This window comes from Paenibacillus sp. FSL R5-0908, assembly GCF_038006245.1.
Classification (GTDB): domain Bacteria; phylum Bacillota; class Bacilli; order Paenibacillales; family Paenibacillaceae; genus Paenibacillus_AQ; species Paenibacillus_AQ odorifer.
This window is the reverse complement of the sequence record NZ_JBBOUV010000001.1, coordinates 7,380,025-7,404,617: the sequence shown is the minus strand read 5'-3', so window position 1 is coordinate 7,404,617 and position 24,593 is coordinate 7,380,025. Positions and strand designations below refer to the sequence as shown.

The window sequence follows — 24,593 nt, the reverse complement described above, 5'->3', positions numbered from 1 at the left end:
GAGGATCAAGAGATGAATATTGCATTTTTTTTACTTCCGAAACAGGAGGTGGCCTGCGTAACGCTCGACTCTACGCTGCGCCAAACGCTTGAGAGGATGGAGTTTCACCGCTATACAGCAGTCCCGATTCTTAACCGTAATGGAGAGTATGCCGGCACGGTAACGGAAGGTGATCTGCTCTGGTACATGAAAGAGTCGGAGGGTAAGGTTTCGTTTGAGAACGCTTCAAAATTTTTGCTGAAGGACGTTCCATTACGTATGAATAACAAGCCGGTCTCGATTGATGCGGATATGGAAGATCTAATTAATTTGGCTAAGGTGCAGAACTTTGTACCTGTGGTCGATGATATGAACCGGTTTATTGGAATTGTTCGCCGGAGTCAAGTCATAGAATATTGCGAGAAATTTGTAACAAGACAATCACAGGAATCATTATAGTCCCAGTGTATTCGCGGTTATAGAAGCTATCGGAACAAGGCCTGTATTTCCGGCGATAACGGAATGCGGGTCTTTTTTAAAGAAAGCTCCTCTCCAAAAAGAGGCATAGTCAGCATGGATTGAAGCATACTTAAGGGGCGCGGGGCGTCCAGTGTGACACCGAATTTTTTATGCTATAATGGAGAATAAAGCTTTTTGCCGGAGGTAGAGAGACGTGTCCAATGTGCCGAAGGATCTGGATGTAGCCAAGCGCGCCAAGGTAATTGAATGGCTGAAAACCGAAGTGATTGATCAAGTTTCAAGGTTATTTAAAGCGTTATGGGAAGGCAGTACTACCCGTGTCGGTGACAGTCTGGCTAGCTTGATTATGAGCTCTTATATTTTGGGCCGCAGACTAGGGATTCCTTATCGTTCTTTAGATGACTTGCTACTGGAGAAGCTTAGAAAGCACAAGCAGGAAGGGCATCAACTGGAAGATTGGTACCAAGATATATCTGCTTTAGAAGAACATATGCGTAAGAGGTGAATACTGTTGAAATTTCGCTGGTCATCTGTGGCTTGGAGCGTAGCATACTTACTTTTGCTGCTTAGTTTAACGACTCCACTCCTCATCATCACTACCCTGTTTATGATTGTTCCGGCAGTAGTGTTGTTTACTACACTGAACACGAGACAATTTGTACTGCATGTATTGCCGGTGTTGCTGATTGTAGGCTTGATTACACCAATTTATCTGTTGATAGCTGCGTATTTCTTAATACCGGCTCTGGTTATGGGGCGCTGGTATAAAAGACATGCCCCGGCCATGTCTACTGTGATCGCAGGTACGGTTACGATTCTTGCACAGTTCCTGCTGCTTTTGCTGCTGGGTACGGCATTATTTAATTTTGACCTGTCTACCTATGTGAACGATGTATTGCAAATGGTTAATTCACCTCTGTCCGAGCTCGGAACTACCAATCCTCTGCTCACTGATATTGGATTTTCAACTGAGGATGTAAACAAGATAAGTCATATGACGGTCCAAATGATCCCTATGACTCTAATCGTAAGCTCCTTCATGATTGCTGTGATTACGCATTCTATTGCCCGCCCGATTCTGAACAGTATGAATTATGCAGTGCCTAAGATGAAGCCTGCACGTGAATGGAGACTTTCGAGATCGTTTATTTGGTACTATCTGATTGGTGTTGTTCTACAGCTCTTCTTCTCAGGGTCAGAGAACAATTTCATCCTCATGATTTCTGCCAATCTTCTGCCATTGCTGCGAATTGGCTTTATGATTCAGGCCATCGGATTTTTCTTCTTCCTGGCGCATGAACGCAAATGGAACAAGATGTCTGCCGTTTTGTTAGCGATACCGGTTATTTTACTGCCGCCGCTGCGCATTATTGGTATTATTGATCTTGCGTTCCCACTGCGGGAGTATGTGACCAAATCGAAACGATAGGGTGAGAGTTCATGCCTAAATTTCTGCAAAGACGCTGGCACGGCTATCATACCGTATGGGCGTTCATGCTGCTGTTGGTCCTTATTATAATTGTCAGTGTTTATAACTGGGCGCTTGGGGTCGCCGGCCTGTTTCTGTCAGGTACTTTATGCTTCTATATGTTGAAAGCGGAGATCTCGTTCCGCCGTAATCTGGTGGAATATATTAATGGGCTATCTTTCCGCATTAAGCGGGTAGAGGGCGAAGCAGTCAGCATGCTGCCGCTTGGAATCATTCTGTTTAGCGAGGATCGAACGGTGGAATGGAATAACCGCTATGCCGGCGATATTTTCGCACGCAAGTCTTTAGTTGGGGAGTCACTGCAAGAATTATTGCCTGATATGCAGTCTTTTTTCACAGGTGCTGCAGCGGGTAAGCGGGAGGTCGCCAAAGAAGGTGTGCTCCATGACACCCGCCTTGAGATCACCGTGGATGAACGATTTTATCAAGCTGTCATTATTCCGAGTGAGCGTATTCTTTACTTGTATGATATCACTGAGCTTGTGGTGTTACGTGAGCGGTATGAGGATGAGAAGCTGGCGATTGGCATAGTGATGATGGATAACCTGGATGAATCCGCTCAAGGAATGGATGATCAACAGCGAACCTCGCTGATTGCTAAGGTGACGAGTGAAATCACTGAATGGAGTAAGCAGTTTGAGGTTTATCTGCGGCGGTTGTCCTCGGAACGTTATCTAATGCTGCTTAATCATCGTAGCCTGCAAGCGTTGGAAGAGAGCCGCTTCGTGATTCTAGATGAAGTCAGAGAAATGACTGCTGATCTCAAGGTACCTATGACACTGAGTATTGGTCTGGCCTTTGGCGCAGACTCCGCAAGTGAATTAGGGGCATTGGCCCAATCCAGTCTAGACATGGCGCTTGGCCGAGGTGGTGATCAGGCGGCTGTAAAAGCAGGCCAACGGTTATCCTTCTACGGTGGCAAGAGTAATGCTGCTGAGAAGCGTACCCGAGTGCGGGCGCGGGTCATTGCGCATGCTTTGCGGGATCTGATGCAGGAGAGCGATCGTGTGCTGATCCTCGGTCATCGGACACCGGATATCGACGCTGTGGGTGCTGCAATCGGCCTGTTAAGGGCTGCGCAGATGTATAATGTAGAGGCTAGCATTGTGATGGAGACTCCTAATCCATCGATAACTAACATGATGGAGCAGATTCGTAAGGATGATGAATTGTATAAGTCATTCATCACAACGGAGCAATCCCTACAGATCATGACAGAGCATACCCTGCTAATTGTTGTGGATACACATAAGGCGTCTATGACGATGGAGCCGCGGCTAGTACAATATGCCAGCAGAATCGTAGTGGTGGATCATCACCGCAGAGGTGAAGAGTTCATTAATGATGCTGTATTGGTATATTTGGAACCTTACGCTTCTTCGACCTGTGAGCTGGTGACAGAGCTGCTTCAGTATATCCATGAGAAGGTAAAGATCAGTCCGCTGGATGCTACAATGTTGTTAGCGGGGATCACGGTGGATACAAAGCACTTTGCGCTCCATACGGGTTCGCGTACCTTTGAGGCCGCAGGCTTCCTGCGCCGGAATGGTGCCGATACCGTACTTATTCAGCGCATGCTGAAGGAGGATTTACAGGAGTATATTTCCAAAGCCGAAATTATCAAACATGCGCGAATGGTGTATGACCAAATCGCGCTCGTAGTTACGGCACCAGGCATGAAAATTCCGCAGCTTCTTATTGCTCAGACTGCGGACACGCTGCTTGGGATGACCAACGTAGTCGCTTCATTCGTCATCAGCGAGCGGCCTGACGGCCTGATTGGCATTAGTGCCCGATCACTCGGACGTATGAATGTACAGGTCGTGATGGAGAAATTAGGCGGCGGTGGGCATCTGTCCAATGCCGCGGTACAGCTTGAAGGAACATGTAAAGAAGCAGAAGCCAGATTACTGCAGGTGCTGGCTGAAATCGAATCGAAAGAGGGGTTATTCGAATGAAGGTCATATTCATAAAAGATGTTAAGGGTCAAGGTAAAAAAGGTCAGGTTAAAGAGGTATCCGAAGGTTATGCTTCTAACTTCTTATTGCCACGTGGATTGGTTCGGCCGGCAACGGAAGGTAACGTGAAGACGCTGGAGAATCAAGCAGCTGCTGAACAACGCCGTAAAGATAACGAAAAAGAAGAAGCACAGCAATTGGGTAAGAAGCTTGACGAGCTAACACTGACAATGAAAGCAAAATCAGGTGAAGGCGGACGTTTATTCGGCGCTATTACAAGCAAACAGATTGCTGAGACACTGGCTTCCACCAAAGGAATTACTATTGATAAGCGCAAGATTGAATTAGGTGAGCCAATTCGCCATATAGGAGTATTTCAAGTAAGCGTAAAATTGCATACTGAAGTAAAGGCCACACTTAAGGTTGAGGTAACGGAGGAGTAACATGGGTGGAGATCTCTTTTTCGATCGGGTTCCCCCGCAGAATCTTGAAGCCGAGCAGGCGGTAATTGGTGCGGTTCTATTGCAGGATGAAGCGCTCATTACTGCAATGGAACGGGTGAATACCGAAGACTTCTACGATAAAGCGCATCAAATGATTTTTGAGGCGATGGTGCAGCTCGGAGAAGAGAGCCAGCCGATTGATCTTGTTACACTTACGTCCAGACTGCAGGACAAAGGAGAGCTTGAAGATATTGGTGGGGTTAGCTACTTAGCTAAGCTGGCGCATGCCGTGCCTACTGCTGCTAACGTAGAATACTACGCCCAGATTATCGAAGAGAAAGCCATGCTGCGCCGTTTGATTCGCACAGCCACGCAAATTGTGAGCGAAGGTTATACGGGCGGTGAAGATGTAGCCGATATGCTGAGTGATGCAGAGCGGCGCATTCTTGAAATCTCCAACCGGCGGAGCGGCAGTGGATTTATTGCGATCCGCGATGTCTTGATGGAAGTGTTCGACAAGGTTGAGTTGCTTCATCAAAATAAGGGGGGTACCTCAGGTATCCCAACCGGATTTGTGGATTTAGATCATATGACTAACGGATTCCAACGTAACGATCTGATTATTGTTGCGGCTCGTCCATCTGTTGGTAAGACTGCATTCGCCCTGAATATTGCACAGAACGTGGCAGTACGCGCTAAAGAAACTGTTGCGATATTCAGTCTGGAAATGTCAGCGCCACAGCTGGTACAGCGGATGATTTGTGCTGAAGCCAACTTAGATGCCAATATTATGCGTACCGGTGACTTCAAGAGTGATGATGATTGGTCCAAGCTGACGATGGGTATTCAGTCTCTATCTGAAGCGGAGATTTATATCGACGATACACCAGGTATCACGGTAACCGATATTCGTGCAAAGTGCCGGAGACTGAAGAAGGAAAAAGGACTTGGCATGATCGTCATCGACTACTTGCAGCTCATTCAGGGCCGCGGTAAAGGCGGAGAGAACCGTCAGCAGGAAGTATCGGATATATCTCGTACACTGAAGCAGATTGCCCGTGAGCTGGATGTGCCGGTTATTGCCCTGTCGCAGTTAAGCCGGGGTGTAGAGCAGCGTCAGGATAAACGTCCAATGATGAGTGACTTGCGTGAATCGGGTTCTATCGAGCAGGATGCCGATATTGTTGCGTTTCTGTATCGTGATGATTATTACAATGCGGATACGGAGAAGAAGAATATTATTGAGATCATTATAGCTAAACAGCGTAATGGTCCCGTAGGCACGGTAGAACTGGTCTTTCTTAAAAATTTCAACAAGTTCGTTAACTACGAGCGAGCACATGCGGAACCCTTTGCTGGTTAAACCTGACATGTATAATTCCCGAACGATTGCACATTTCTTTGTGTAATCGTTCGTTTTATTTGACTTTGAAAAAAACCGCTGTTACACTGAGAATTGTCCTTTAGCGGGTTAAATCTGCTTGGCGTCCGGAGGGCCACGTACATAAGAATGACGTATAGGGTCCATATTATGAAAAATAATGGTGCTAAGTAGCACCTACGGAGGAATGAACATGTCAACGGTAGTCGTCGTGGGAACACAATGGGGAGACGAAGGTAAAGGGAAAATCACTGACTTTCTAGCAGAAAGTGCAGATGTGGTCGCCCGTTATCAAGGGGGCAATAATGCCGGTCACACGATTCTGATTGACGGTGAGAAGTTTAAGCTCAGCTTGATCCCTTCAGGTGTATTTTATAAAGAGAAAACTTGTGTAATTGGTAACGGAATGGTTATTAATCCGGCTGCCTTAATCCAAGAAATTAATTATATTCACGAGAACGGTTTTGATACTAAGAACTTAGTGATCAGTGATCGTGCTCATGTCATTATGCCTTACCATATGGTGCTGGATGCTCTCGAAGAAGACCGTAAGGGTCCGAACAAGATTGGTACTACACGTAAAGGTATCGGTCCTTGTTATATGGATAAGGCAGCACGCAACGGTATCCGTATTGCTGACTTGATGGACGCTGAGGAATTCGAACTGAGACTCCGCCCCTTGATGCAAGAGAAGAACCAAGTGATTACGCAGGTCTATGGTGCCGAAGCTCTTAACGTAGAAGAGATTCTGACTCAATACCTGGAATATGCAGAAGTGCTGCGTAATTATGTAACAGACACCTCTGTTATTCTTAATGATGCCATTGATGCGGATCGCAAAGTGTTGTTTGAGGGTGCGCAAGGAGTAATGCTTGATATCGATCAAGGTACGTATCCGTTTGTTACTTCATCCAACCCATCTGCCGGTGGAGTGTGCATAGGTTCTGGTGTGGGACCGTCCAAAATCAAACAGGTTATTGGGGTTGCAAAAGCCTATACCACTCGTGTTGGAGATGGCCCGTTCCCTACAGAGCTGAATGATGCAACAGGTGATTATATCCGTGAAACAGGTCATGAATATGGCACAGTTACCGGACGTGCGCGCCGTGTAGGCTGGTTCGACAGTGTAGTTGTGAGCCACGCTCGTCGTGTAAGTGGAATCACAGGGCTCTCTCTTAACTCGCTGGATGTACTTAGCGGACTTGAGACTGTGAAGATCTGCACAGGCTACAAATACCGTGGTGAGGTAATTACTCATTACCCTGCTAGCCTCAAAATGCTGGCAGAATGTGAAGCGGTATATGAGGAGCTTCCAGGCTGGAGCGAAGATATTACTTCTGCAAAAACGTTGGATGATCTTCCAGCAAATACACGCAGATATGTTGAACGTGTATCTGAGCTTACAGGTATTCCGATTGCTATCTTCTCAGTGGGTCGTAACCGTGAGCAGACGAATCAAGTATTGCCAATTTATATCTAAAACCTAGTTATACTAAGGAGCCTCGTTAGAGGCTCTTTTTTTTTGTTCTGAGGACTATATCTCTCTCTTTTGGGGCCTAGATTTATGCCTAGACGTTTCCCGAGGCCGGTTCTAGTCAATACTGGATGTATAGAAGAACATGTACATGATCTACCAGATAGGCTTGAACATAGGTGAGAGGAGAAATGAAGATGAAGATCGTGAAGCGTGCACTTAGCGTATGTCTGATTGTGGTACTTGCCAGCACTCTTTCAATTCTAACAACGGGCGTGGTTGTAAATGCTTATATTCAGTCGGTACTGGCTAGCTTCGATATTAAAGTGAATACTCCTGGTCCGGGATTTGGAGGAATGATTCGGAGCATCATTGGCATGGATAACAAATCTGACTCGGATACAGCCAATAAAGAAGTAACCACAGGGAGTACAGTTAGCAAGGAGACCGACAAAAGCACGGATTCGCCAGCTAAAGGCAAGGGTGAGCCCGTAGATGATAATACTCCGACTGATGCCTTACCAGTTATGGGTCAAGTTACAACCGAAAGTTCAGCTGATAACGGAAGTGGAAGTGTTGGTGACCAACAATTAGTAATGACACCTGAGGCACTCAGTGACTTTAAAGATAATCTTCCATCGGAAGAGAAGGTAAATATATTCAATATTTTGATGTCTAAACTACCCCAGGATGAGATGGCAAAAATTTCAACAGCGATGGAGGATGGATTAACAGAAGATGAGGTTAAAGAGCTGCAACAGGTAATTGCAAAATATGTTGATGCAGACGAATATGAGAGCATAATGAAAATGCTTACACCAACTACAGAATCTACGCAATAGCATTTGTAATTGTCACTTTATAGACACATGAAAAAGGTTAAAATTTCATATTTGCGCAAAAAACCCGCCAAATACGCGGGTTTTTTGTTATGTCTAAAGTTGAAATTTTTCTCTAAGCTATGGTACAGTAAACAAGGACCTCAAGAGGTTAATTTTTTGTAACCTCCTTAACAACCTTTTTATAGGTTCATTAGAAGCAGGAATTAAGCACTAGTATACGCAGAAATTTACATGGACGTAATCTATATAATCGAGGTCGTACAATTAGCTTGGCCGCTTTTGTCGGAAGTAAAAGCGGACTGAAAGGGAGAGTTTCATGAAGGGATTTAAGTTCATGCGTCGGATGAGCAAGCTGCAGGATGGACATCCAGCAGAGTCCGAGGCGAATGTTCAACAGAGCCACAATTTCGATCACGACTCCAAACACTTTCAACAAGAGAAAGGTACTCGCAGATTTCGGCGTGCTTGGATTTTGGGATCTGTCGGCCTTGTGCTTCTAGCTACGGTGTTGGTTGGAGCAGAGAAAAAGTATGTAGCTGCTAACACGGTTACCTATTATCAAGTGTTGGTGAAGGGTGAAGAAGTCGGAAGACTTACCGATCAGACGCAGCTTAACCAGCTATACGATAAGAAACAACGAGAATATCAGGAGAAATATCCGAATTCAACCATGGTGCTGCAAACAGAGGGCATAACAATAGAAGAGCAGAAGGCATACAAGCCAGAAGTTGATAGTGAGGCGACACTTACTAAACTAGAAGGAATGCTGAAAGCTTATGCGGTAGGCGTGCAATTGATGGTAGATGGCAAGGCCGTTGGCATAGTTAAGGATCAGGAAACTGCAAATGCTGTGCTTGAAGGGGTAAAAAATCATTATGTCCCACAAGCAGAAGTAGCAACGACGGCTAGTAAGCTAACAAGAACGGCTGCTTCCAGCTCATCTGCTGCAAAAGCGAAGGCTCCAGAGCAAGTAGAGTCGGTAGAGATTAGTGAAGATATTTCTATCGTTCCTATCAAAGCAGATCCTAATAAAGTGTTGGATGTGGAGGCAGCGGTCCAGACACTTACCGAAGGTAAAGAGGCCCCCCTTCTTTATACTGTTCAAGAGGGCGATACGATTTCGGGGATTGCCAAACGGTTTGAAATCACCCAAAAAGAGATTTATAGTAACAACCCTAACGTGAAAGAGCTGACGTTGAAGATTGGAGATACACTGAAGCTGAAGGTACCCCAACCAGATGTTACAGTAGTAACAGTGGAAAAAGTGACTGAGCAGATAGTGACTGAGCCGGAAGTGGTTGTGCGTTCGAGCGATCAGCTAGCGGCAGGCAAAAGTAAAGTGGTTCGTCCAGGGCAAACTGGACTTAAGGAAATGGAGTATCGGGTAACGAAGGAAAACGGTACGGTCGTTCAAGAAGAATGGTTAGGCCAGACCGTTATAAAAGCCTCGCTGCCAGAAGTTGTTTATCGGGGAACGAAGGTTGTTGGTGAAGGAACAGGCATGTTCAGTTGGCCGGTTAGCGGGGCAACCCTGACAAGTAGCTTCGGCGAGCGTTGGAGCCGTGCCCACAAGGGTATTGATATGGTATCTAGCAATCGGAATATAAAAGCTTCTGATGCCGGGACCGTAATCTTTGCAGGGGTGCAAAGTGGATACGGGAATGTAGTTATTGTGGATCATCGCAACGGATACCAAACCTATTATGGTCATTTAAAAAGTATCTCGGTTTCTACAGGCCAACGCTTGGAGCAGGGTGGCAAGATTGGCGTAATGGGCAGCACCGGACGTTCGACGGGTACACATCTGCATTTTGAGATTCGAAAGAATGGCACTGCTGTAAATCCAATGAAGTATTTGCAATAATTCATACTTAATCCTTTAACTGCTCGATTTCAATCGGGCGGTTTTTATTTTTTAAAATCTACGAGTGACGGCAAAGCCGTTTCTTTTTGCTGGGCAGGGGGATTGCTTATTTCGTAGGATGTGACGGTTAGACAGGTATGTTAAAATAAAGGAATGATCATTAAGTAAGGATAGGAAGGTGAAGCTGGGACATGCAGATGGGAACGATTCTGGTAGTAGATGATGAACAGCCTATTGCTGATATATTGAAATTTAATTTAGAAAAAGAAGGCTACGAGGTTATTTGTGCTTTTGATGGCAACAGTGCAGTGGAGCTGGCATTGTCCAAAAGGCCCGATCTTATGCTGCTTGATCTTATGCTGCCCGGCAAAGATGGCATGGACGTCTGCCGCGAGGTGCGTTCTGCACACTTGGACATTCCTATCATTATGCTTACAGCCAAGGACGGAGAGATTGATAAGGTACTTGGCCTGGAGCTTGGTGCTGATGACTATGTGACCAAACCTTTTAGTACACGTGAATTGCTGGCCCGAGTTAAAGCCCAGATGCGGAGACAGCATAAACCGTCACCACAGGGGATGGCGAGTGAACCAGCAGAGAATAAGCAGGGTATTTATCATTTTGATCTGTTTATAGATACAGATATGTATATGGTCTATAAGGGCGGGGAGCCGCTTGACTTGACCCATCGCGAATATGAGCTGCTCTACTATATGATCAAACATGCCGGTAAGGTGATGACTCGGGAGCATTTGCTGCAGGCAGTGTGGGGATTTGAGTATTTCGGTGATGTGCGGACCGTTGACGTGACGATCCGTCGTCTAAGAGAGAAAATTGAGGAGAACCCCAGCAAGCCCGAATATATTTATACTCGGCGTGGACTTGGCTATTTGATGCATAGCCCTAAAAATGGAGGACTGTGATGAAGTGGCGGTCCTTTATCCGGACAATTCAGGCAAAACTTATTATTATTTACGTATTGCTGATTCTGATAGCTATGCAGTTGATCGGGGTTTATTTTGTGAGCTCGATGAAGAACTCGTTAACAGATAATTTCACCAAGGACCTTAAGGCACGTGCTGAGATGTTGTCTATCCTGACTGCTGATAAATTTGGTAGTGAGGCTGGAACGGCAGATGAGGAAACCGCTGTGGAAAGTCTGCGCGGGATGGTCAATAATCTGTACATTAACGGGGCCGAGATTCAGGTACTGGATGCCAGCGGCAAAATCATCACCACTTCTGTTCCCTCGCAGAATGATTATGTCGGGCAGCGTAACACCCAGACGGTTGTGAATCGGGCCTTGCAGGGCATCAGTGATAACGAGGAATATATTATTGCTGATGATAATGTGCGGAAAAAGGTTGTGGCTAAGCCTGTGCTCTCGGGGGATAAGGTAGTGGGCGCAATCTATATTGCTGCTGACATGAAGGATCTGTACGCCACGATGGGCCGGATCAATAGTGTATTTATCTCAGGATTGCTGTTAGCTCTAGCGTTAACGGTTGTTTTATGCGTCATTCTGGCGCACACCATCACGCAGCCTATTAAGGAAATGACGAGGCATGCTACGGCTGTCGCTGAAGGCAGATTCAATCGTAAAATGCCTGTATTAGGCAATGATGAAATTGGACAACTCAGTCAGGCGTTCAATTATATGACCGGTAGATTGCGGGAAGCACTCTCGCAGAATGAAGAGGAGAAGGAGAAGCTTACCTCTATTCTGACGAACATGAGTGATGGTGTTGTGGCTACAGATGAGAACGGAGTAGTGATTCTGATGAATCGGCGGGCAGCACTGATGCTCGGAAATGAAGGCCCGTTGCCGGAAGGCGCTCCTCTAGATAAACTGTTGGGCTTAGATTACGAACAAAGCGGATCTCTGGCTAAAGGCAATGCCCAATCTGCAATGCTTCATCTGACCCATATGGGTGGAGAAGATTCTAATATCGTAAGAGTGACGTTTACTCCCATTCATCGTCGTGAGGGTGGCATTGCCGGCACAATTGCTGTGTTGCAGGATGTCACCGAACAGGAGAATCTGGAGGAATCACGCCGGGAGTTCGTGGCGAACGTTTCACATGAGCTAAGAACACCACTTACCACTATTAAAAGCTATGTTGAAGCACTGGATGATGGAGCACTTGAAGATCCGCAGCTGGCGGTTCGGTTTGTTGGGGTTATTCGCAACGAAACGGAACGGATGATTCGTCTGGTCACGGATTTACTGCACCTTTCCCGTCTGGATTCCAAGGAAGCTCTTCTTCGAATTCAGCAGACGGATATTACCGAGATGCTGGAGGATGTGGCGGATCGTTTTTCTTTTCAAATTCGGCAAAAGCGTATCGATATCAGTACAAGGGTCCGCAAAGATGTTACCACGGCGTGGCTTGATCGTGATCAAATCGACCAGGTCTTGGGGAATTTGGTCTCCAATGCGCTAAAATATACGCCAGAAGGCGGTACAATTGAATTGGAAGCGTTGAAGAATGAGGATGGAATGCTCTCCATTTCTGTACGTGATTCGGGGATAGGGATTCCCAAAAAAGATATCGAGCGGATCTTCGAACGATTTTATCGCGTCGATAAGGCACGTTCGCGGAACATGGGAGGCACCGGACTTGGCCTTTCCATTGCCCGGGAAATTGTGAAGGCACATGGAGGCTCCATTTCCCTGCAATCCGAGCTAAATGAAGGTTCAAAGGTAACCTTTACCCTGCCTTTGAATGAGCAAAGGGGGAGTGAGGCGTGAAGGAACGAATCAAATCATGCATTCTAGCCTTGCTCGTGCTCGGAAGCCTGGTTGAAAGCTATTATTTGATCTACCGCTTGCCTGGTGCTGATTCTGCGGTGCTTTCTGAGAATCTGTATGTGAAGACAGATAATATGGGTCCGGAAGAGAAGGTAGAGAACCTGTTATACCCTGACAAAATGATCATCCATATGGGGGAAGGCAAGCATACGCTTTTTTATCCGGACTCTACGTTCTATAGCTTGATCATGAATCGCTTAAAAGGTCGTGGCTTCGAAAGCTTCCAACGGCACTCGGTACAGGATTATGATTGGGATAAGATCCGCAATGAGAACCCTGGGATTGAGCTTTCGTTCGGAGCAGGCATTCCGGTAACGTTATTGCAGCGGGTGATGCAGTTATCGCCAGATTCCCTTTTTGAAGGAGAAAGCATCGATCGCATTTGGATCTATAACATTAAGAATGATTCCAAGGCCCATGCTATTTTCTTCAGTACGAGAGGCGACATCATATACGAAGCGGCAAAAGCGGATTTAACGGTTCAGGATGTGCAGCAGCATGTTGATTTCGGTAAGAATTGGACGCCTTACAAGACCGTAAGCGGGGATTATTATGTGCCAGACAGTAAGATTTCTCTGGTTCAGGTAGACATGCCTTCCGGGATGTACACCATAGAGCAAATGCAGAGTAATCTTTTCTTCGATGTTGGAAGCACTAGATATATCCGGGAGAAGAACGGCTCGGAGATTTATACGGACAGCAAACGAAGCCTTCAGGTGGACCAGGGTAAGAACTGGATGAGCTATAGCGACCCTGCGGCGCTTCCAGCTGGAGAAAGTACTCCTGCCAAGGATGCTTTGGAAGCTGTAGAGTTTGTGAACCAGCATGGCGGATGGAATGGAACTTACCGTTTGGAGGCTACAGAGGAAGGGAGACAGGAGAGAAAGGTCTCTTTTCAACAATATTATGGCTCCTATCCGTACGGCTCCTATCCGATAATGAGCAATTCATCATTACAGTATGGTGTAATAAATCTGGAACTGCAGCAGGGAACAGTATCCTCTTATGAACGTTCTCTAATCTATATAGATGAAAGTAAGGCCGTAAAAAAGGTAGTGGAGCTATCTGGAGGTGCGGATCTGGAGTATAGGTTGTCTCTGGTCAGTAAAACTTCGGCAGTGAAGGATTTAACGCCTGCCTATGTGCCTGAGGTGAAGGAAGATCATCTGGAGCTGATACCTGTCTGGAAAGTTACACTTAGTGATGGCAGCGTTCTTACTTTAAATTAATGGGCAAGTGGTTCATATAACATTTAGGAGGTTCGGGTATGGATTGGGGAAGAGCTAAAAATGTACTGATTTGCGCCTTTTTAGGTCTGAATCTGCTGCTATGTTACCAGCTGTGGGTCGATTTGCGCGATCAGGTTAGTGCTAATCTTGATTTTACTTCCCTGTCTGCTGAGACCCAAGCCGTAATGGAGCAGAAAGGGATTCGTGTATTGTGTCCCATTCCGGCTTCTACCCCGCAGCTTCCTAACATTACTTATCGTTATTCTGCTGAAGAGCAGACTGAACCACCAATTAAATTAGATGTACCTATAGACAGCAAGCTGATCTATTCTTCCTTCTCAGAGCTTAGCAAGGCGCTTGAGGATAAGATACCTGATATTTCCAATTATCGCTTTGATTCACAGGAAAGTGAGGTTGGGAAGTTTGTTCTTCATCCGCTGGTTCAAAATCAGTGGTCGTTGTTCCGTGTTAGGCTAGAGTTGATTAACAGTGATCAAAAAATCGTAGCTTACCGCTGGCCGAAGATTGAAATAGGGACAAGCAGCAGCGATAAAGAACAGAAGGTGCTTCCAGCATCGCAAGCACTTAGCAGTTTGATAGAGAAGTATTTCCCGGCAGATTCCGTAGTGAAGGAGATTGAGCTGGGGTATTACGGTGAGCTGTTCAACTCGGAAAGTCAGGTAGCTTCGCCGATGTGGCGGTTTATGCTGGAGAACGGCAATGCCTATTATGTGGATGCTATTAGTGCGGACATCATCAGTCCTAAGACAACAGAGTAGAAGGAGTAAGGAAAATGGGGATTTCATTTACAGTACTGTCCAGCGGTTCTACCGGCAATGTAACGGTGGTACGAAACGGGGAGACAACACTTATGATTGACGCAGGTTTTAGTGCCAAGCGGATCGATGAGCTGTTGGCCATGCGTGAACTAACGGGTAATGATATAGACGGGATTCTAGTTACACACGAACATTCCGATCATATCAAGGGACTCGGGGCCATGGCCCGTAAATACGATCTTCCGATTTATGCGAACACCAATACCTGGGGAGCTATCGAGAAGGGAATTGGTAAAATACCGGAGTATAACCGTATGATCATGGAGTCTGGCCAGCACAAGGATTTCGGTAGCATGCGAGTAGAATCCTTTGCGATTTCTCATGATGCGGCGGAGCCAGTGGGTTACAATTTTTATGATGGAAAAGAGAAGTTATGTGTAGCTACAGACCTGGGCTATGTTAGTGATAAGGTTAGAGATGCAATTTCAGATGCAGATGTATTGGTGCTGGAGGCGAATCATGATATCGAATTGCTGAGAATGGGACGTTATCCGTGGAATACGAAACGGCGCATCCTAGGCGACATGGGTCACCTTTCCAATGAGGCAGCTGGAGCTGCGCTTAGCGAAATTCTTACAGGGCGGACCAAACGGACCTATTTGGCGCATTTAAGCCGGGATCACAATATGATGGATTTGGCAAAAATGTCGGTACGCGGCGCAATGGAGGATCGGGGCTGTTTTTTCAAAGATAGTGAGTTCAGACTGTGTGATACGTATTATGATCAACCTACGCCATGGGATAAGCTGAGCCAGTCATAAGCTGATCAAGTTCAGCGGTCTTGCGATCTAATTCTTGGCGGGAGATTAGGCCTTTTTCAATCATCAATTCGATCATTGCGCTAAAGGCAAGGGTCATGTGGTAGTGTTCATCCTTTAAGTCACCAAGCTTACCGATAAACTCGACTAAATCCATACTTGTTGAAAAAGAACTCATAATTAATCCTCCTTTAATAGTGTGAATATATAGTGTAATTAGAACTGAAAACTGTAAAAAATTCGCAGGTGTTTTAGCTGAGGAAAATCCCGAATTGCAGGTTGCCTGTGATACAATTAAAAGCGTGATGAGCAAAGCTAAAATTTTTAGGGACACTTCTATTTTATTGTAGTCTTTTAAGTTGCAAAATATTCCTAATAGAGAAGATATATTAAAAGATTATCATAATCTAACGATTGATCGAAACTCTTGTGGGGTTAATGGATAAAGTGAAACTTTTTAGTGATATTTGGAGTCTAATGGTTACAGAGGTTTGGTTCGGACGTGGTTGCTATAGGTTCAGGTCTTACCAACAGTGAACGCTTGGCAATAGAAGGGGGAGATTTTCGGTGGGATTGTTTGATGATGATTTCTATTCAACTAAAGTTTCGCGGTCCAGAGGGGATGAAGCATCAAAGGGATCGTTTGCTAATCGTAGACATTCTGTACGCAGATCGCGTAAGGGTTTATCTACCTGGCAAATATCCGCCGTTTGCTCCTTAGTCAGCGCTGTGGTGGCAGTTTTGTTATTCAGTATGTTTACAGGCCAGATGAGTCATGAGACTGCTCAGAAGCCGGTTGTAGCAACTGGAAATGTTGCCCCAAGCAGTAGTGATCCATTTGACCGGATTATTCAAGCTGCTGCCACGGTTCGCCCTGCAGTAGTAAGTATTATCAATCATAAAGAAGATAATGAAGAATTAAACATTCTGGATGAGTCCGCACTAGGCTCAGGAGTGATCTATAAAAAGACAGGGAATAAAGCATTTATCATTACTAATAATCATGTCATCGAAGACTCCGGTAATCTCGAGGTAGTTACAGTGAACGGAGAGACCCGTAAGGCAACACTCGTTGGAACGGATAAAGTAAGCGACATTGCGGTACTCTCTATTGATGCCAAAGGAATCGATACCATCGCGCAGCTCGGTGATTCCTCTAAGCTTCGTCTAGGTGAAACGGTCATTGCGATCGGTAATCCGCTAGGACTTGGGGATACATTGACCTCGGGAATTGTTAGCTATACTGAACGGATGGTTCCCGTATCCCTTAATCAGGATGGCGTATATGATTGGGAACAAGAAGTGATACAGACCGATGCGGCGATTAATGAAGGAAACAGTGGCGGCGCATTAGTGGATCTGGATGGCAAGGTTATCGGAATTAACACAATGAAGATTTCAGACACGGGTGTAGAGGGTTTGGGTTTTGCAATTCCTGCGAATCATGTGATAGATATCGCTAATGAGCTGGCTGAAAAAGGACATATTGCCCGTTCGTACTTGGGTGTATATTCAGTTGATTTGAACAATCCGTACGTTCCACTAGCAGAAGATCAACGCAATGAATTGAACCTGCCGAACAGTGTTAAGGATGGAGTAGTTGTTCTAGAGGCCGTTGGCCCTGCGAAGGAAGCTGGACTGCAATTCAATGATGTCATTACCAAATTTAATGATCAATCCATCATATCTACCCTTTCTCTTCGCAAGTACTTATATAATCATACGAAGATCGGTGATGATCTGAAAATTACTTACTATCGAAACGGCGAGGCCAAACAGGCAACAGTTAAACTTCTTGAAAAACCACAGGAATAATATGCTGGAAGTCGGTATATAATGATATAGCAGTTACGACAAGTAGAGCGGACTACCCCTTCGATTCCGAGGGGGTACCTTCTTGAAAAAGCGGATAAAAGTAACGTTTTTGGAAAAGCTATTTTTCTAAAACCATGATAATTATTCCAGAAAAAGGATCTATTTAGGGAATAAACACTAAGTGGCAGCCCTTACATTGGAAGGTAATACTTATTAGGGCAAAACCGGATATATTCGGATGCTTGCTTGCCTTTGCTAATCAGGTGTGGTAATATGATATCAATCATACATTTAGTCCCTAATTCTCGCATTGAAAAGGGCTGTCATATTCGGTAATACAACCTTTTTCAATGTGTGAATTTTTTCTTTGTTTGAAGATAAAAAGAACATATTAATTTAAATTTGTGGAGGTAACACACATGCAAACAGGTACAGTTAAATGGTTCAACGCAGAAAAAGGATTCGGATTTATCGAAGTTGAAGGCGGAAGCGACGTATTCGTTCACTTCAGCGCAATCACTGGCGACGGCTTCAAAACTTTGGACGAAGGCCAACGCGTTGAATTCAACGTTGTTCAAGGCAACCGTGGACCACAAGCCGAAAACGTTGTAAAACTGTAATAATAGAAGAAACCGTCCCAGCTTGTGAAAGTTGGGACGGTCTTTTTATATCTAGTTACTCACTATTGACTTACAGGATGGGAGGAACGGCAATGAACTACCGGAAGAAACCTTTGGAAGAAATACCGGAAGAAAATACCGCAATTTGGGCATGTACCAATGAGGGATGCAACGGATGGATGAGGGATAATTTCGCATTTGAACATGCGCCTTCTTGCCGTCTATGTGACTCTCCAATGGTTCGCAGCACGAAGATGCTACCCCAATTGCTTAATTCGAATGGCGATCTTAAATCGCTCAAGAAGGGTATTTCTATCTAACCAATACCTAAATGAGTCAAGCATTTATAGAACGACGAACCACTCAAGACGGGTAAACCGTCTTATTTTTTTTGCTTTCTTTATGCTAAATTGTGATCTTTGTCACAAATCATTTGAATTTCACCGTTAAATGACCATCTTTATGTGACATTTATCACAAAAAGAAGTTTAAATTTTTGACAGAATATAATTAACGAAAAGGGGAGAAGGAAGGGACAAATATGGATACAGTAATGCTGTCGCGTATACAATTTGCGTCGACGACAATATTCCACTATTTCTTTGTACCGGTATCAATCGGACTAGCGCTCTTGATTGCAATCATGGAGACAATGTACGTTAGAAAAGGTAATGAAGAGTACAAAAAAATGGCGCAGTTCTGGGGAAAGCTATTCCTCATCAATTTTGCAGTAGGGGTAGTTACAGGGATATTGCAGGAATTTCAGTTCGGGATGAACTGGTCCGATTATTCACGTTTTGTTGGTGATGTATTCGGGGCTCCACTTGCAGTTGAGGCACTGGCAGCCTTTTTTCTGGAGTCTACTTTTATTGGGATATGGATATTCGGCTGGGATAAAGTTTCCAAGCGAGTACATTTACTGTCCATCTGGCTGGTAGCATTCGGTACGATGTTATCTGCATTCTGGATTCTAGCGGCTAACTCTTTTATGCAGCATCCTGTGGGTTTTGCGATAAATAATGGACGTGCAGAAATGAATGATTTCTTCGCGCTTATTACGAACGGACAATTGCTGGTTGAATTCCCACACACCGTACTGGCTGCTTATGCAACAGGTGCTTTTCTTGTAACTGGTATTAGTGCTTATAAAATATTGAAGAAACAAGAGGTTTCTTTCTTTAAGAAGTCTTTTCAGATTGCAGCCATCGTAGGGATTATTTCTTCTATTGGTGTAGCTGTTGCTGGTCACGCCCAAGCGCAATATTTGGTTGAAACCCAACCAATGAAAATGGCAGCTTCCGAAGGACTGTGGGGTAAGAGTGGTGACCCGGCACCTTGGACTGTATGGGCAAACATTGATCCAGAGAATCAAATCAGTACTGGAGAATTTCAAATTCCTTATATGCTGAGTTTCCTTTCATACAGTAAATTTTCCGGTGAAGTTAAAGGTATGCTTGAGCTGCAAGCGGAGTATGAGCAAACCTATGGCCCCGGTGACTATATTCCACCTGTACGTACGACATTCTGGAGTTTCCGGATCATGGTTCTAGCAGGAACGTTAATGATTGTATTGGGAATGTACGCTATGTACTTAATGTGGCGCAAAAAAATGGACCGTCCGAACACTTGGTTTATGCGGTTTATGTTATGGGGCTTGTTGCTTCCTCCGATTGCGAATACAGCCGGTTGGGTTATGACCGAATTCGGGCGTCAGCCATGGACGGTATTCGGACTGATGACAACGGAAGACAGTGTGTCGCCTAATATTACAAGTGGTCAAGTTCTGTTCTCCGTGATTTCTTTTACAACGATTTATTTAATTCTAGGATTAGTGTTGGTCGGATTGTTTATTAAAGTGATTAAAAAAGGTCCTTATGCGATGGATAACGATCACGGCGATTCGAATGATCCATATAACGAGGAGGGTTCCCATGATATCTCTTAATGAATTGTGGTTTGTGCTGATTGCAGTTCTGTTTATAGGGTTCTTCTTCCTGGAGGGTTTCGATTTCGGCGTAGGGATGGAAACACAAATTCTCGCTAAAAATGATACAGAACGCCGTGTTCTGATTAACTCGATCGGACCCTTCTGGGATGGGAATGAGGTATGGCTTATCACAGCTGCGGGTGCAATGTTTGCGGCTTTCCCGGAGTGGTATGCAACGCTGTTTAGTGGATTCTATATTCCTTTTGTATTTGCCTTATTAGCTCTGATAGCGCGTGGTGTCGCTTTTGAATTCAGAGGTAAACGTGATTCATTAGCTTGGAAAAGAACTTGGGATGCTTGTATCTTTATCGGCAGCTTCCTGCCACCATTCCTCTTGGCGGTAGTATTTGCAAGCTTTATCAAAGGGTTGCCTATTGATGGGGATATGCAAATGTATGCAGGGTTCACAGATATCGTGAATGTGTACACTGTAGTAGCAGGGCTTACTGTTGTCCTTCTGTGCCTGGTGCATGGTCTCATGTTCACAACGCTGCGTACAGTGGGTGATCTACAGGCTCGCGCTCGCAAGTTGGCTCAAAGATTGCTAATACCGCTCGCAGCTTTATTTACTGCTTTTGTGATTATGACTTATAATATGACGGATATTTTCGAACAACGTGGAACGGTTCTTATGATTATTGTAGCCCTGGGAGTTATCGCCTTTGTACTGTCCGGTTACTTCATGACGAAGAAGAAGGATGGCTACGCTTTTGGAATGACAGGAGCGGTAATGGCGCTTTCGGTAACTTCTATCTTTGTAGGATTGTTCCCGCGTGTTATGATTAGTTCAATTGATCAAGCTTTTAATTTGACGATTACTAATGCGGCTTCGGGCCATTACTCTTTGAAGGTAATGACGATTGTGGCACTGACCATCCTTCCGTTCGTATTGGGATATCAAATTTGGAGTTACTTTGTTTTTCATAAACGGGTTCACGAGAAGGAGCATCTTGAATACTAATGGATAAAAACTTGCTTGGGTATAAAGGAGTTAAGCCAGTCTTTCTGATTGTAGGCTTCCTTACCCTGGTGCAAAGCTTGTCCATACTTCTGCTGGCTAAATCGCTGGCAGAAGTCATCTCTGCGCTATTTGCGGGAGAACCTCTGAAGGAACAATGGGGCACTGCGCTATTGTTCCTTCTTGCATTTCTTGTGCGCCATGCTTGTGCTATGCTGATGAGCCGTGTCTCTTACCGCTTCGCGGAAGCAACGGGCAGCACTATGCGGAGGGAAATGATGGACAAGCTCTTCCAGCTTGGCCCTAGAATGGTGGGCGGGCGTGGAACCGGGGATCTTGTTACACTAGTGCTGGAAGGCGTAACTAAATTCCGCACGTATCTGGAAGCGATCATTCCTAGAATGGTAGGGATGTCTGTTACACCGATCTTGGTGCTTATTTACGTCTTTACGATGGACACTACGAGCGGGATTATTCTTACGGTAACTATGCCGATTATTATTGTTTTTATGATTTTGATTGGGATGACGGCCCGTAAGCAAATGGATCGGCAATTGAAATCGTATCGTACATTATCTAATCATTTCGTAGACTCACTACGTGGACTAGAAACTTTAAAATTTCTAGGGCGCAGCCGAAGTCATAGCGACAGCATTGCTACGGTCAGCGATCGTTATCGCTCGGCGACGATGCGTACGCTGCGAGTGGCCTTTTTGTCATCGTTCGCCTTGGATTTCTTCACTATGCTGTCTGTAGCATCTGTAGCGGTAAGTCTTGGTTTGCGGCTTGTAAATGAACAAATGACATTGGTTACAGGCTTAACGATTCTAATCTTGGCTCCGGAATACTTCCTGCCTGTAAGATTGGTGGGTTCAGATTTCCATGCCACCTTGGATGGGAAAGAAGCCGCTGAAGCAATGAAGAGCATTATAGATCAAGATGAGGTGAAGGCTGAAGTAATCGGTCCAAACGGTAATCTATCTGTCGGTTCTGCAGCAAAAACATCGGAACAAATATTCACTTGGCATGAAAATAGCGTGCTCACATTAAATGACGTTAGCATGAAGTATGAAGAAGCAGGGCTTTCTTCGCTGGAAGCGCTGAACCTGCAATTTAAAGGAGCTAGCAAAATTGGGATTATCGGAGAGAGCGGGGCCGGTAAATCTACTTTAGTGGATATATTAGGTGGCTTCTTACATCCTACTTCAGGAAGTATCACAGTTAACGGTACAACGGTTAGTGCATTAACGGATGAGGCTTGGCGAAAACAGACCTCGTATATCCCTCAGCGTCCGTATATTTTTAGCGGTACGTTAGCTGATAATATACGTTTTTATTACCCTGAGGCTTCTATGGAAGCTGTTGCTGCGGCAGTGAAAGCTACTGGTTTATCGGGGCTGGTGGATACTCTTCCGCATGGCTTAGATGAGATGATTGGTGGCGGCGGCCGTTCGTTCAGCGGTGGCCAGGAGCAACGGGTGGCATTAGCCCGGGCACTGCTTAGCAGCCGTCCAATTATGCTTTTAGATGAGCCAACGGCGCATCTGGATATTGAAACGGAATATGAGCTGAAGGAGACGATGGTGCCCCTTTTTGAAGGAAAGCTGGTCTTTCTGGCTACCCATCGCCTGCACTGGATGCTAGATATGGACATTATTGTAGTAATGAAGCAAGGCCAAGTGGCAGAAATCGGTACCCATCAGGAGTTACTTGCCCGCAAGGGTGCGTATTATGAGTTGATTGGGTCGCAATTGGAGGGAATCCATTGAAACGTGAAGGATGGTTTGCTCCCTATGTATCGTTGTATTTTTGGCGGTTTGTACTAATTATTGTGCTTGGGGCGTTGACGATTTTTACAGCCTCTTCATTGATGTATACTTCAGGATTTCTGATCTCAAAAGCGTCTACACCGGTCGAAAATATTCTGATGATCTACGTGCCGATTGTTGGTGTACGTACGTTCGGAACAAGCCGAGCAGTCATTCACTACGTGGAACGGCTGATTGGGCATGACACCATTTTACGGATTCTTTCTAAAATGCGTGTGCGCCTGTACAATATTTTGGAGCCACAGGCCTTGTTCCTGTCTTCGCGTTTCCGTACTGGGGATATTCTCGGGATGTTAGCTGATGACATCGAATATTTGCAAAATGTATATCTGAGAACTGTATTTCCAAGTGTTATTGCTTTATTGATATACGGGGTTGCAGTGATTGCGTTGGGCACCTTTGATATCGGTTTTGCGTTATTAATGGCTTTGTATATTTTGGTGTTGGTCGTGGTATTGCCGCTTATCTCTTTGTTGTTCACCCAGAAACGTCAACGTGAAGTGAAGGTAGAGCGTAATCGCCTCTATCAAAAGCTGACTGACGCCGTTCTCGGTATGGGCGATTGGGTCATTAGTGGACGGCAAAACCAGTTCGTGGAGACCTATGAAGCAGATGAGAAAAAAGTGGCCAAAACGGATGCAGCGCTGCGCAGCTGGGTGCGTCTACGTGCGTTCATCGGGCAAGCAGTTGTTGGAGTTGGCGTGCTTTCGATGTTATATTGGGCCGCCGGGGAGTATGCGGATGGTGCTATTGCAGGTACGTTGATTGCGGCATTTGTCTTGGTTGTTTTTCCTGTAGCAGATGCTTTTTTGCCAGTATCCGAAGCTGTGGAGAAAATCCCGCAGTACCGTAACTCGCTGGAGCGGTTGTCTGGAGTGGTCGGAGAAGAGCAGAATATAGTTTCCGAACAGGCATCTGTAGTCGATGTTCTACCTCAGACCATAAAAATCGCTCATATCAAGCTCGAAAATGTGGGTTACCGCTATGGATCAGAGGATAACTGGTCGGTTCGTGATCTCAGCCTCGACATCCCACAAGGCAAAAAAATTGCCATCATTGGCCGTAGCGGGGCAGGGAAATCGACGTTGTTAAAGGCTATTCAAGGGGTTATCCAACCTTCTGCAGGTTCGGCTATGATTAATGGAATCGCGGCGGCTGCCTATGGCGATAACATTCCGTCTATTATAGCGGTGCTAAATCAAAGCCCACACTTATTTGATACTACGGTAGCGAACAATATTCGCATGGGTGATCCGAAGGCTTCCGAACAAGCGATTAAAGAAGCTGGCGCATTAGCCAAAATGGATACGCTGATCTCCTCGTTACCAGAGGGATACAATACCTTTGTCCGTGAAGCGGGGCAACGTTTCTCCGGTGGAGAGCGTCAGCGGATAGCGTTAGCTCGTATTTTGCTGCAAAATACACCTGTCGTCATTCTTGACGAACCGACCGTAGGGTTGGACCCAAGCACGGAGCGTGATCTTTTGCAGACGATGTTTGAAGCTATGAACGGTAAATCTCTGATCTGGGTAACGCATCATTTGGTTGGTGCGGAGCAGATGGATGAAGTGATTTTTATGGAAAATGGCTCGGTAGAAATGCGTGGAACCCATGCGGAGCTGATGGAAAAAGAACCACGTTACCGCAGATTGTATGAGCTGGATCGTCCAGTGGAGTTTCTAGGGTAAGAGGGAGAGTTTGCAGATAACATTTATAGAAATTAGAGAGAGATTAGTGAAGAGATTCCTTTTGCCCGTTTGGGGTGGGAGGAATCTTTTTTTTCGGTAGGGCAAGAATATAGACAATGGATGAACAGATTGCTGGAATGGATAGATA

General features: G+C 45.3%; 22 protein-coding genes. 21 read left to right on the top strand and 1 reads right to left on the bottom strand.

Annotated features, from left to right (window positions below; genetic code table 11):
• Positions 1–12 precede the first annotated feature (12 nt).
• From MKZ09_RS33815 to MKZ09_RS33750, 14 genes are all read left to right on the top strand, one after another.
• On the top strand, positions 13–438 hold the full coding sequence (locus MKZ09_RS33815) for a CBS domain-containing protein (protein WP_036677795.1): 426 nt from the start codon (positions 13–15) through the stop codon (positions 436–438).
• A gap of 223 nt (positions 439–661) precedes the next feature.
• Positions 662–964: a MazG-like family protein gene (locus tag MKZ09_RS33810; RefSeq protein ID WP_170914153.1), complete on the top strand. Its 303-nt coding sequence runs from the start codon at positions 662–664 to the stop codon at positions 962–964.
• Positions 965–970: 6 nt separating this feature from the next.
• Positions 971–1,888 (top strand): DUF2232 domain-containing protein, encoded by a 918-nt coding sequence (locus tag MKZ09_RS33805; protein ID WP_076124314.1) that lies wholly within the window; start codon positions 971–973, stop codon positions 1,886–1,888.
• An 11-nt stretch (positions 1,889–1,899) separates the two neighbouring features.
• A complete protein-coding gene (locus tag MKZ09_RS33800) occupies positions 1,900–3,906 on the top strand; it encodes a DHH family phosphoesterase (RefSeq protein WP_076124313.1) in 2,007 nt (668 codons plus the stop codon).
• Complete coding sequence (gene rplI / locus MKZ09_RS33795) at positions 3,903–4,349, top strand: 50S ribosomal protein L9 (protein ID WP_036677804.1); 447 nt, start codon at positions 3,903–3,905, stop codon at positions 4,347–4,349. The genes MKZ09_RS33800 and rplI overlap by 4 nt, the downstream gene beginning before the upstream one ends.
• 1 nt (position 4,350) lies before the next feature.
• Positions 4,351–5,712 carry a replicative DNA helicase gene (gene dnaB / locus MKZ09_RS33790; RefSeq protein WP_036677807.1) on the top strand — a complete coding sequence of 454 codons (1,362 nt, stop codon included), beginning with the start codon at positions 4,351–4,353 and terminating at the stop codon, positions 5,710–5,712.
• Between the two features lie 211 nt (positions 5,713–5,923).
• Positions 5,924–7,210: an adenylosuccinate synthase gene (locus MKZ09_RS33785; RefSeq protein ID WP_076105178.1), complete on the top strand. Its 1,287-nt coding sequence runs from the start codon at positions 5,924–5,926 to the stop codon at positions 7,208–7,210.
• A gap of 191 nt (positions 7,211–7,401) precedes the next feature.
• Positions 7,402–8,046: a hypothetical protein gene (locus MKZ09_RS33780; protein WP_076132908.1), complete on the top strand. Its 645-nt coding sequence runs from the start codon at positions 7,402–7,404 to the stop codon at positions 8,044–8,046.
• Positions 8,047–8,362: 316 nt separating this feature from the next.
• Positions 8,363–9,910, top strand: a complete 1,548-nt coding sequence (locus MKZ09_RS33775; protein ID WP_076202247.1) for a M23 family metallopeptidase — start codon at positions 8,363–8,365, stop codon at positions 9,908–9,910.
• Positions 9,911–10,101: 191 nt separating this feature from the next.
• Complete coding sequence (gene yycF, locus MKZ09_RS33770) at positions 10,102–10,833, top strand: response regulator YycF (RefSeq protein WP_076124308.1); 732 nt, start codon at positions 10,102–10,104, stop codon at positions 10,831–10,833.
• The gene (gene walK / locus MKZ09_RS33765) at positions 10,833–12,662 is read left to right on the top strand and encodes a cell wall metabolism sensor histidine kinase WalK (protein ID WP_036677817.1); all 1,830 of its coding nucleotides are present in this window, start codon (positions 10,833–10,835) and stop codon (positions 12,660–12,662) included. The genes yycF and walK overlap by 1 nt, the downstream gene beginning before the upstream one ends.
• The gene (locus MKZ09_RS33760) at positions 12,659–13,951 is read left to right on the top strand and encodes a YycH family regulatory protein (protein WP_036677820.1); all 1,293 of its coding nucleotides are present in this window, start codon (positions 12,659–12,661) and stop codon (positions 13,949–13,951) included. Before walK ends, MKZ09_RS33760 begins: the two co-directional genes overlap by 4 nt.
• Positions 13,952–13,989: 38 nt before the next feature.
• The gene (yycI, locus tag MKZ09_RS33755) at positions 13,990–14,730 is read left to right on the top strand and encodes a two-component system regulatory protein YycI (protein ID WP_036677823.1); all 741 of its coding nucleotides are present in this window, start codon (positions 13,990–13,992) and stop codon (positions 14,728–14,730) included.
• A gap of 14 nt (positions 14,731–14,744) precedes the next feature.
• Entirely contained in the window at positions 14,745–15,551 is an 807-nt protein-coding gene (locus MKZ09_RS33750) for an MBL fold metallo-hydrolase (protein ID WP_036677825.1), read from the top strand.
• Here MKZ09_RS33750 and MKZ09_RS33745 read toward each other — a convergent pair.
• Positions 15,520–15,726, bottom strand: a complete 207-nt coding sequence (locus tag MKZ09_RS33745; RefSeq protein WP_036677826.1) for a hypothetical protein — start codon at positions 15,724–15,726, stop codon at positions 15,520–15,522. The genes MKZ09_RS33750 and MKZ09_RS33745 overlap by 32 nt on opposite strands.
• A 389-nt stretch (positions 15,727–16,115) precedes the next feature.
• Here MKZ09_RS33745 and MKZ09_RS33740 point away from each other — a divergent pair, with 389 nt between their 5' ends.
• From MKZ09_RS33740 to cydC, 7 genes are all read left to right on the top strand, one after another.
• The gene (locus MKZ09_RS33740; protein ID WP_076124305.1) at positions 16,116–17,363 is read left to right on the top strand and encodes a S1C family serine protease; all 1,248 of its coding nucleotides are present in this window, start codon (positions 16,116–16,118) and stop codon (positions 17,361–17,363) included.
• A 419-nt stretch (positions 17,364–17,782) separates the two neighbouring features.
• The gene (locus tag MKZ09_RS33735; protein ID WP_019914582.1) at positions 17,783–17,983 is read left to right on the top strand and encodes a cold-shock protein; all 201 of its coding nucleotides are present in this window, start codon (positions 17,783–17,785) and stop codon (positions 17,981–17,983) included.
• A gap of 92 nt (positions 17,984–18,075) precedes the next feature.
• Entirely contained in the window at positions 18,076–18,303 is a 228-nt protein-coding gene (locus MKZ09_RS33730; protein ID WP_036677829.1) for a cold-shock protein, read from the top strand.
• Between the two features lie 221 nt (positions 18,304–18,524).
• Positions 18,525–19,928, top strand: a complete 1,404-nt coding sequence (locus MKZ09_RS33725) for a cytochrome ubiquinol oxidase subunit I (RefSeq protein WP_076105177.1) — start codon at positions 18,525–18,527, stop codon at positions 19,926–19,928.
• Positions 19,915–20,931, top strand: coding sequence for a cytochrome d ubiquinol oxidase subunit II (gene cydB / locus MKZ09_RS33720; protein WP_076202241.1), 1,017 nt, complete (start codon positions 19,915–19,917; stop codon positions 20,929–20,931). Before MKZ09_RS33725 ends, cydB begins: the two co-directional genes overlap by 14 nt.
• Positions 20,931–22,697: a thiol reductant ABC exporter subunit CydD gene (gene cydD / locus MKZ09_RS33715; RefSeq protein ID WP_076132902.1), complete on the top strand. Its 1,767-nt coding sequence runs from the start codon at positions 20,931–20,933 to the stop codon at positions 22,695–22,697. Before cydB ends, cydD begins: the two co-directional genes overlap by 1 nt.
• On the top strand, positions 22,694–24,445 hold the full coding sequence (gene cydC / locus MKZ09_RS33710) for a thiol reductant ABC exporter subunit CydC (protein WP_076202239.1): 1,752 nt from the start codon (positions 22,694–22,696) through the stop codon (positions 24,443–24,445). The genes cydD and cydC overlap by 4 nt, the downstream gene beginning before the upstream one ends.
• The last annotated feature ends 148 nt before the right edge of the window (positions 24,446–24,593 follow it).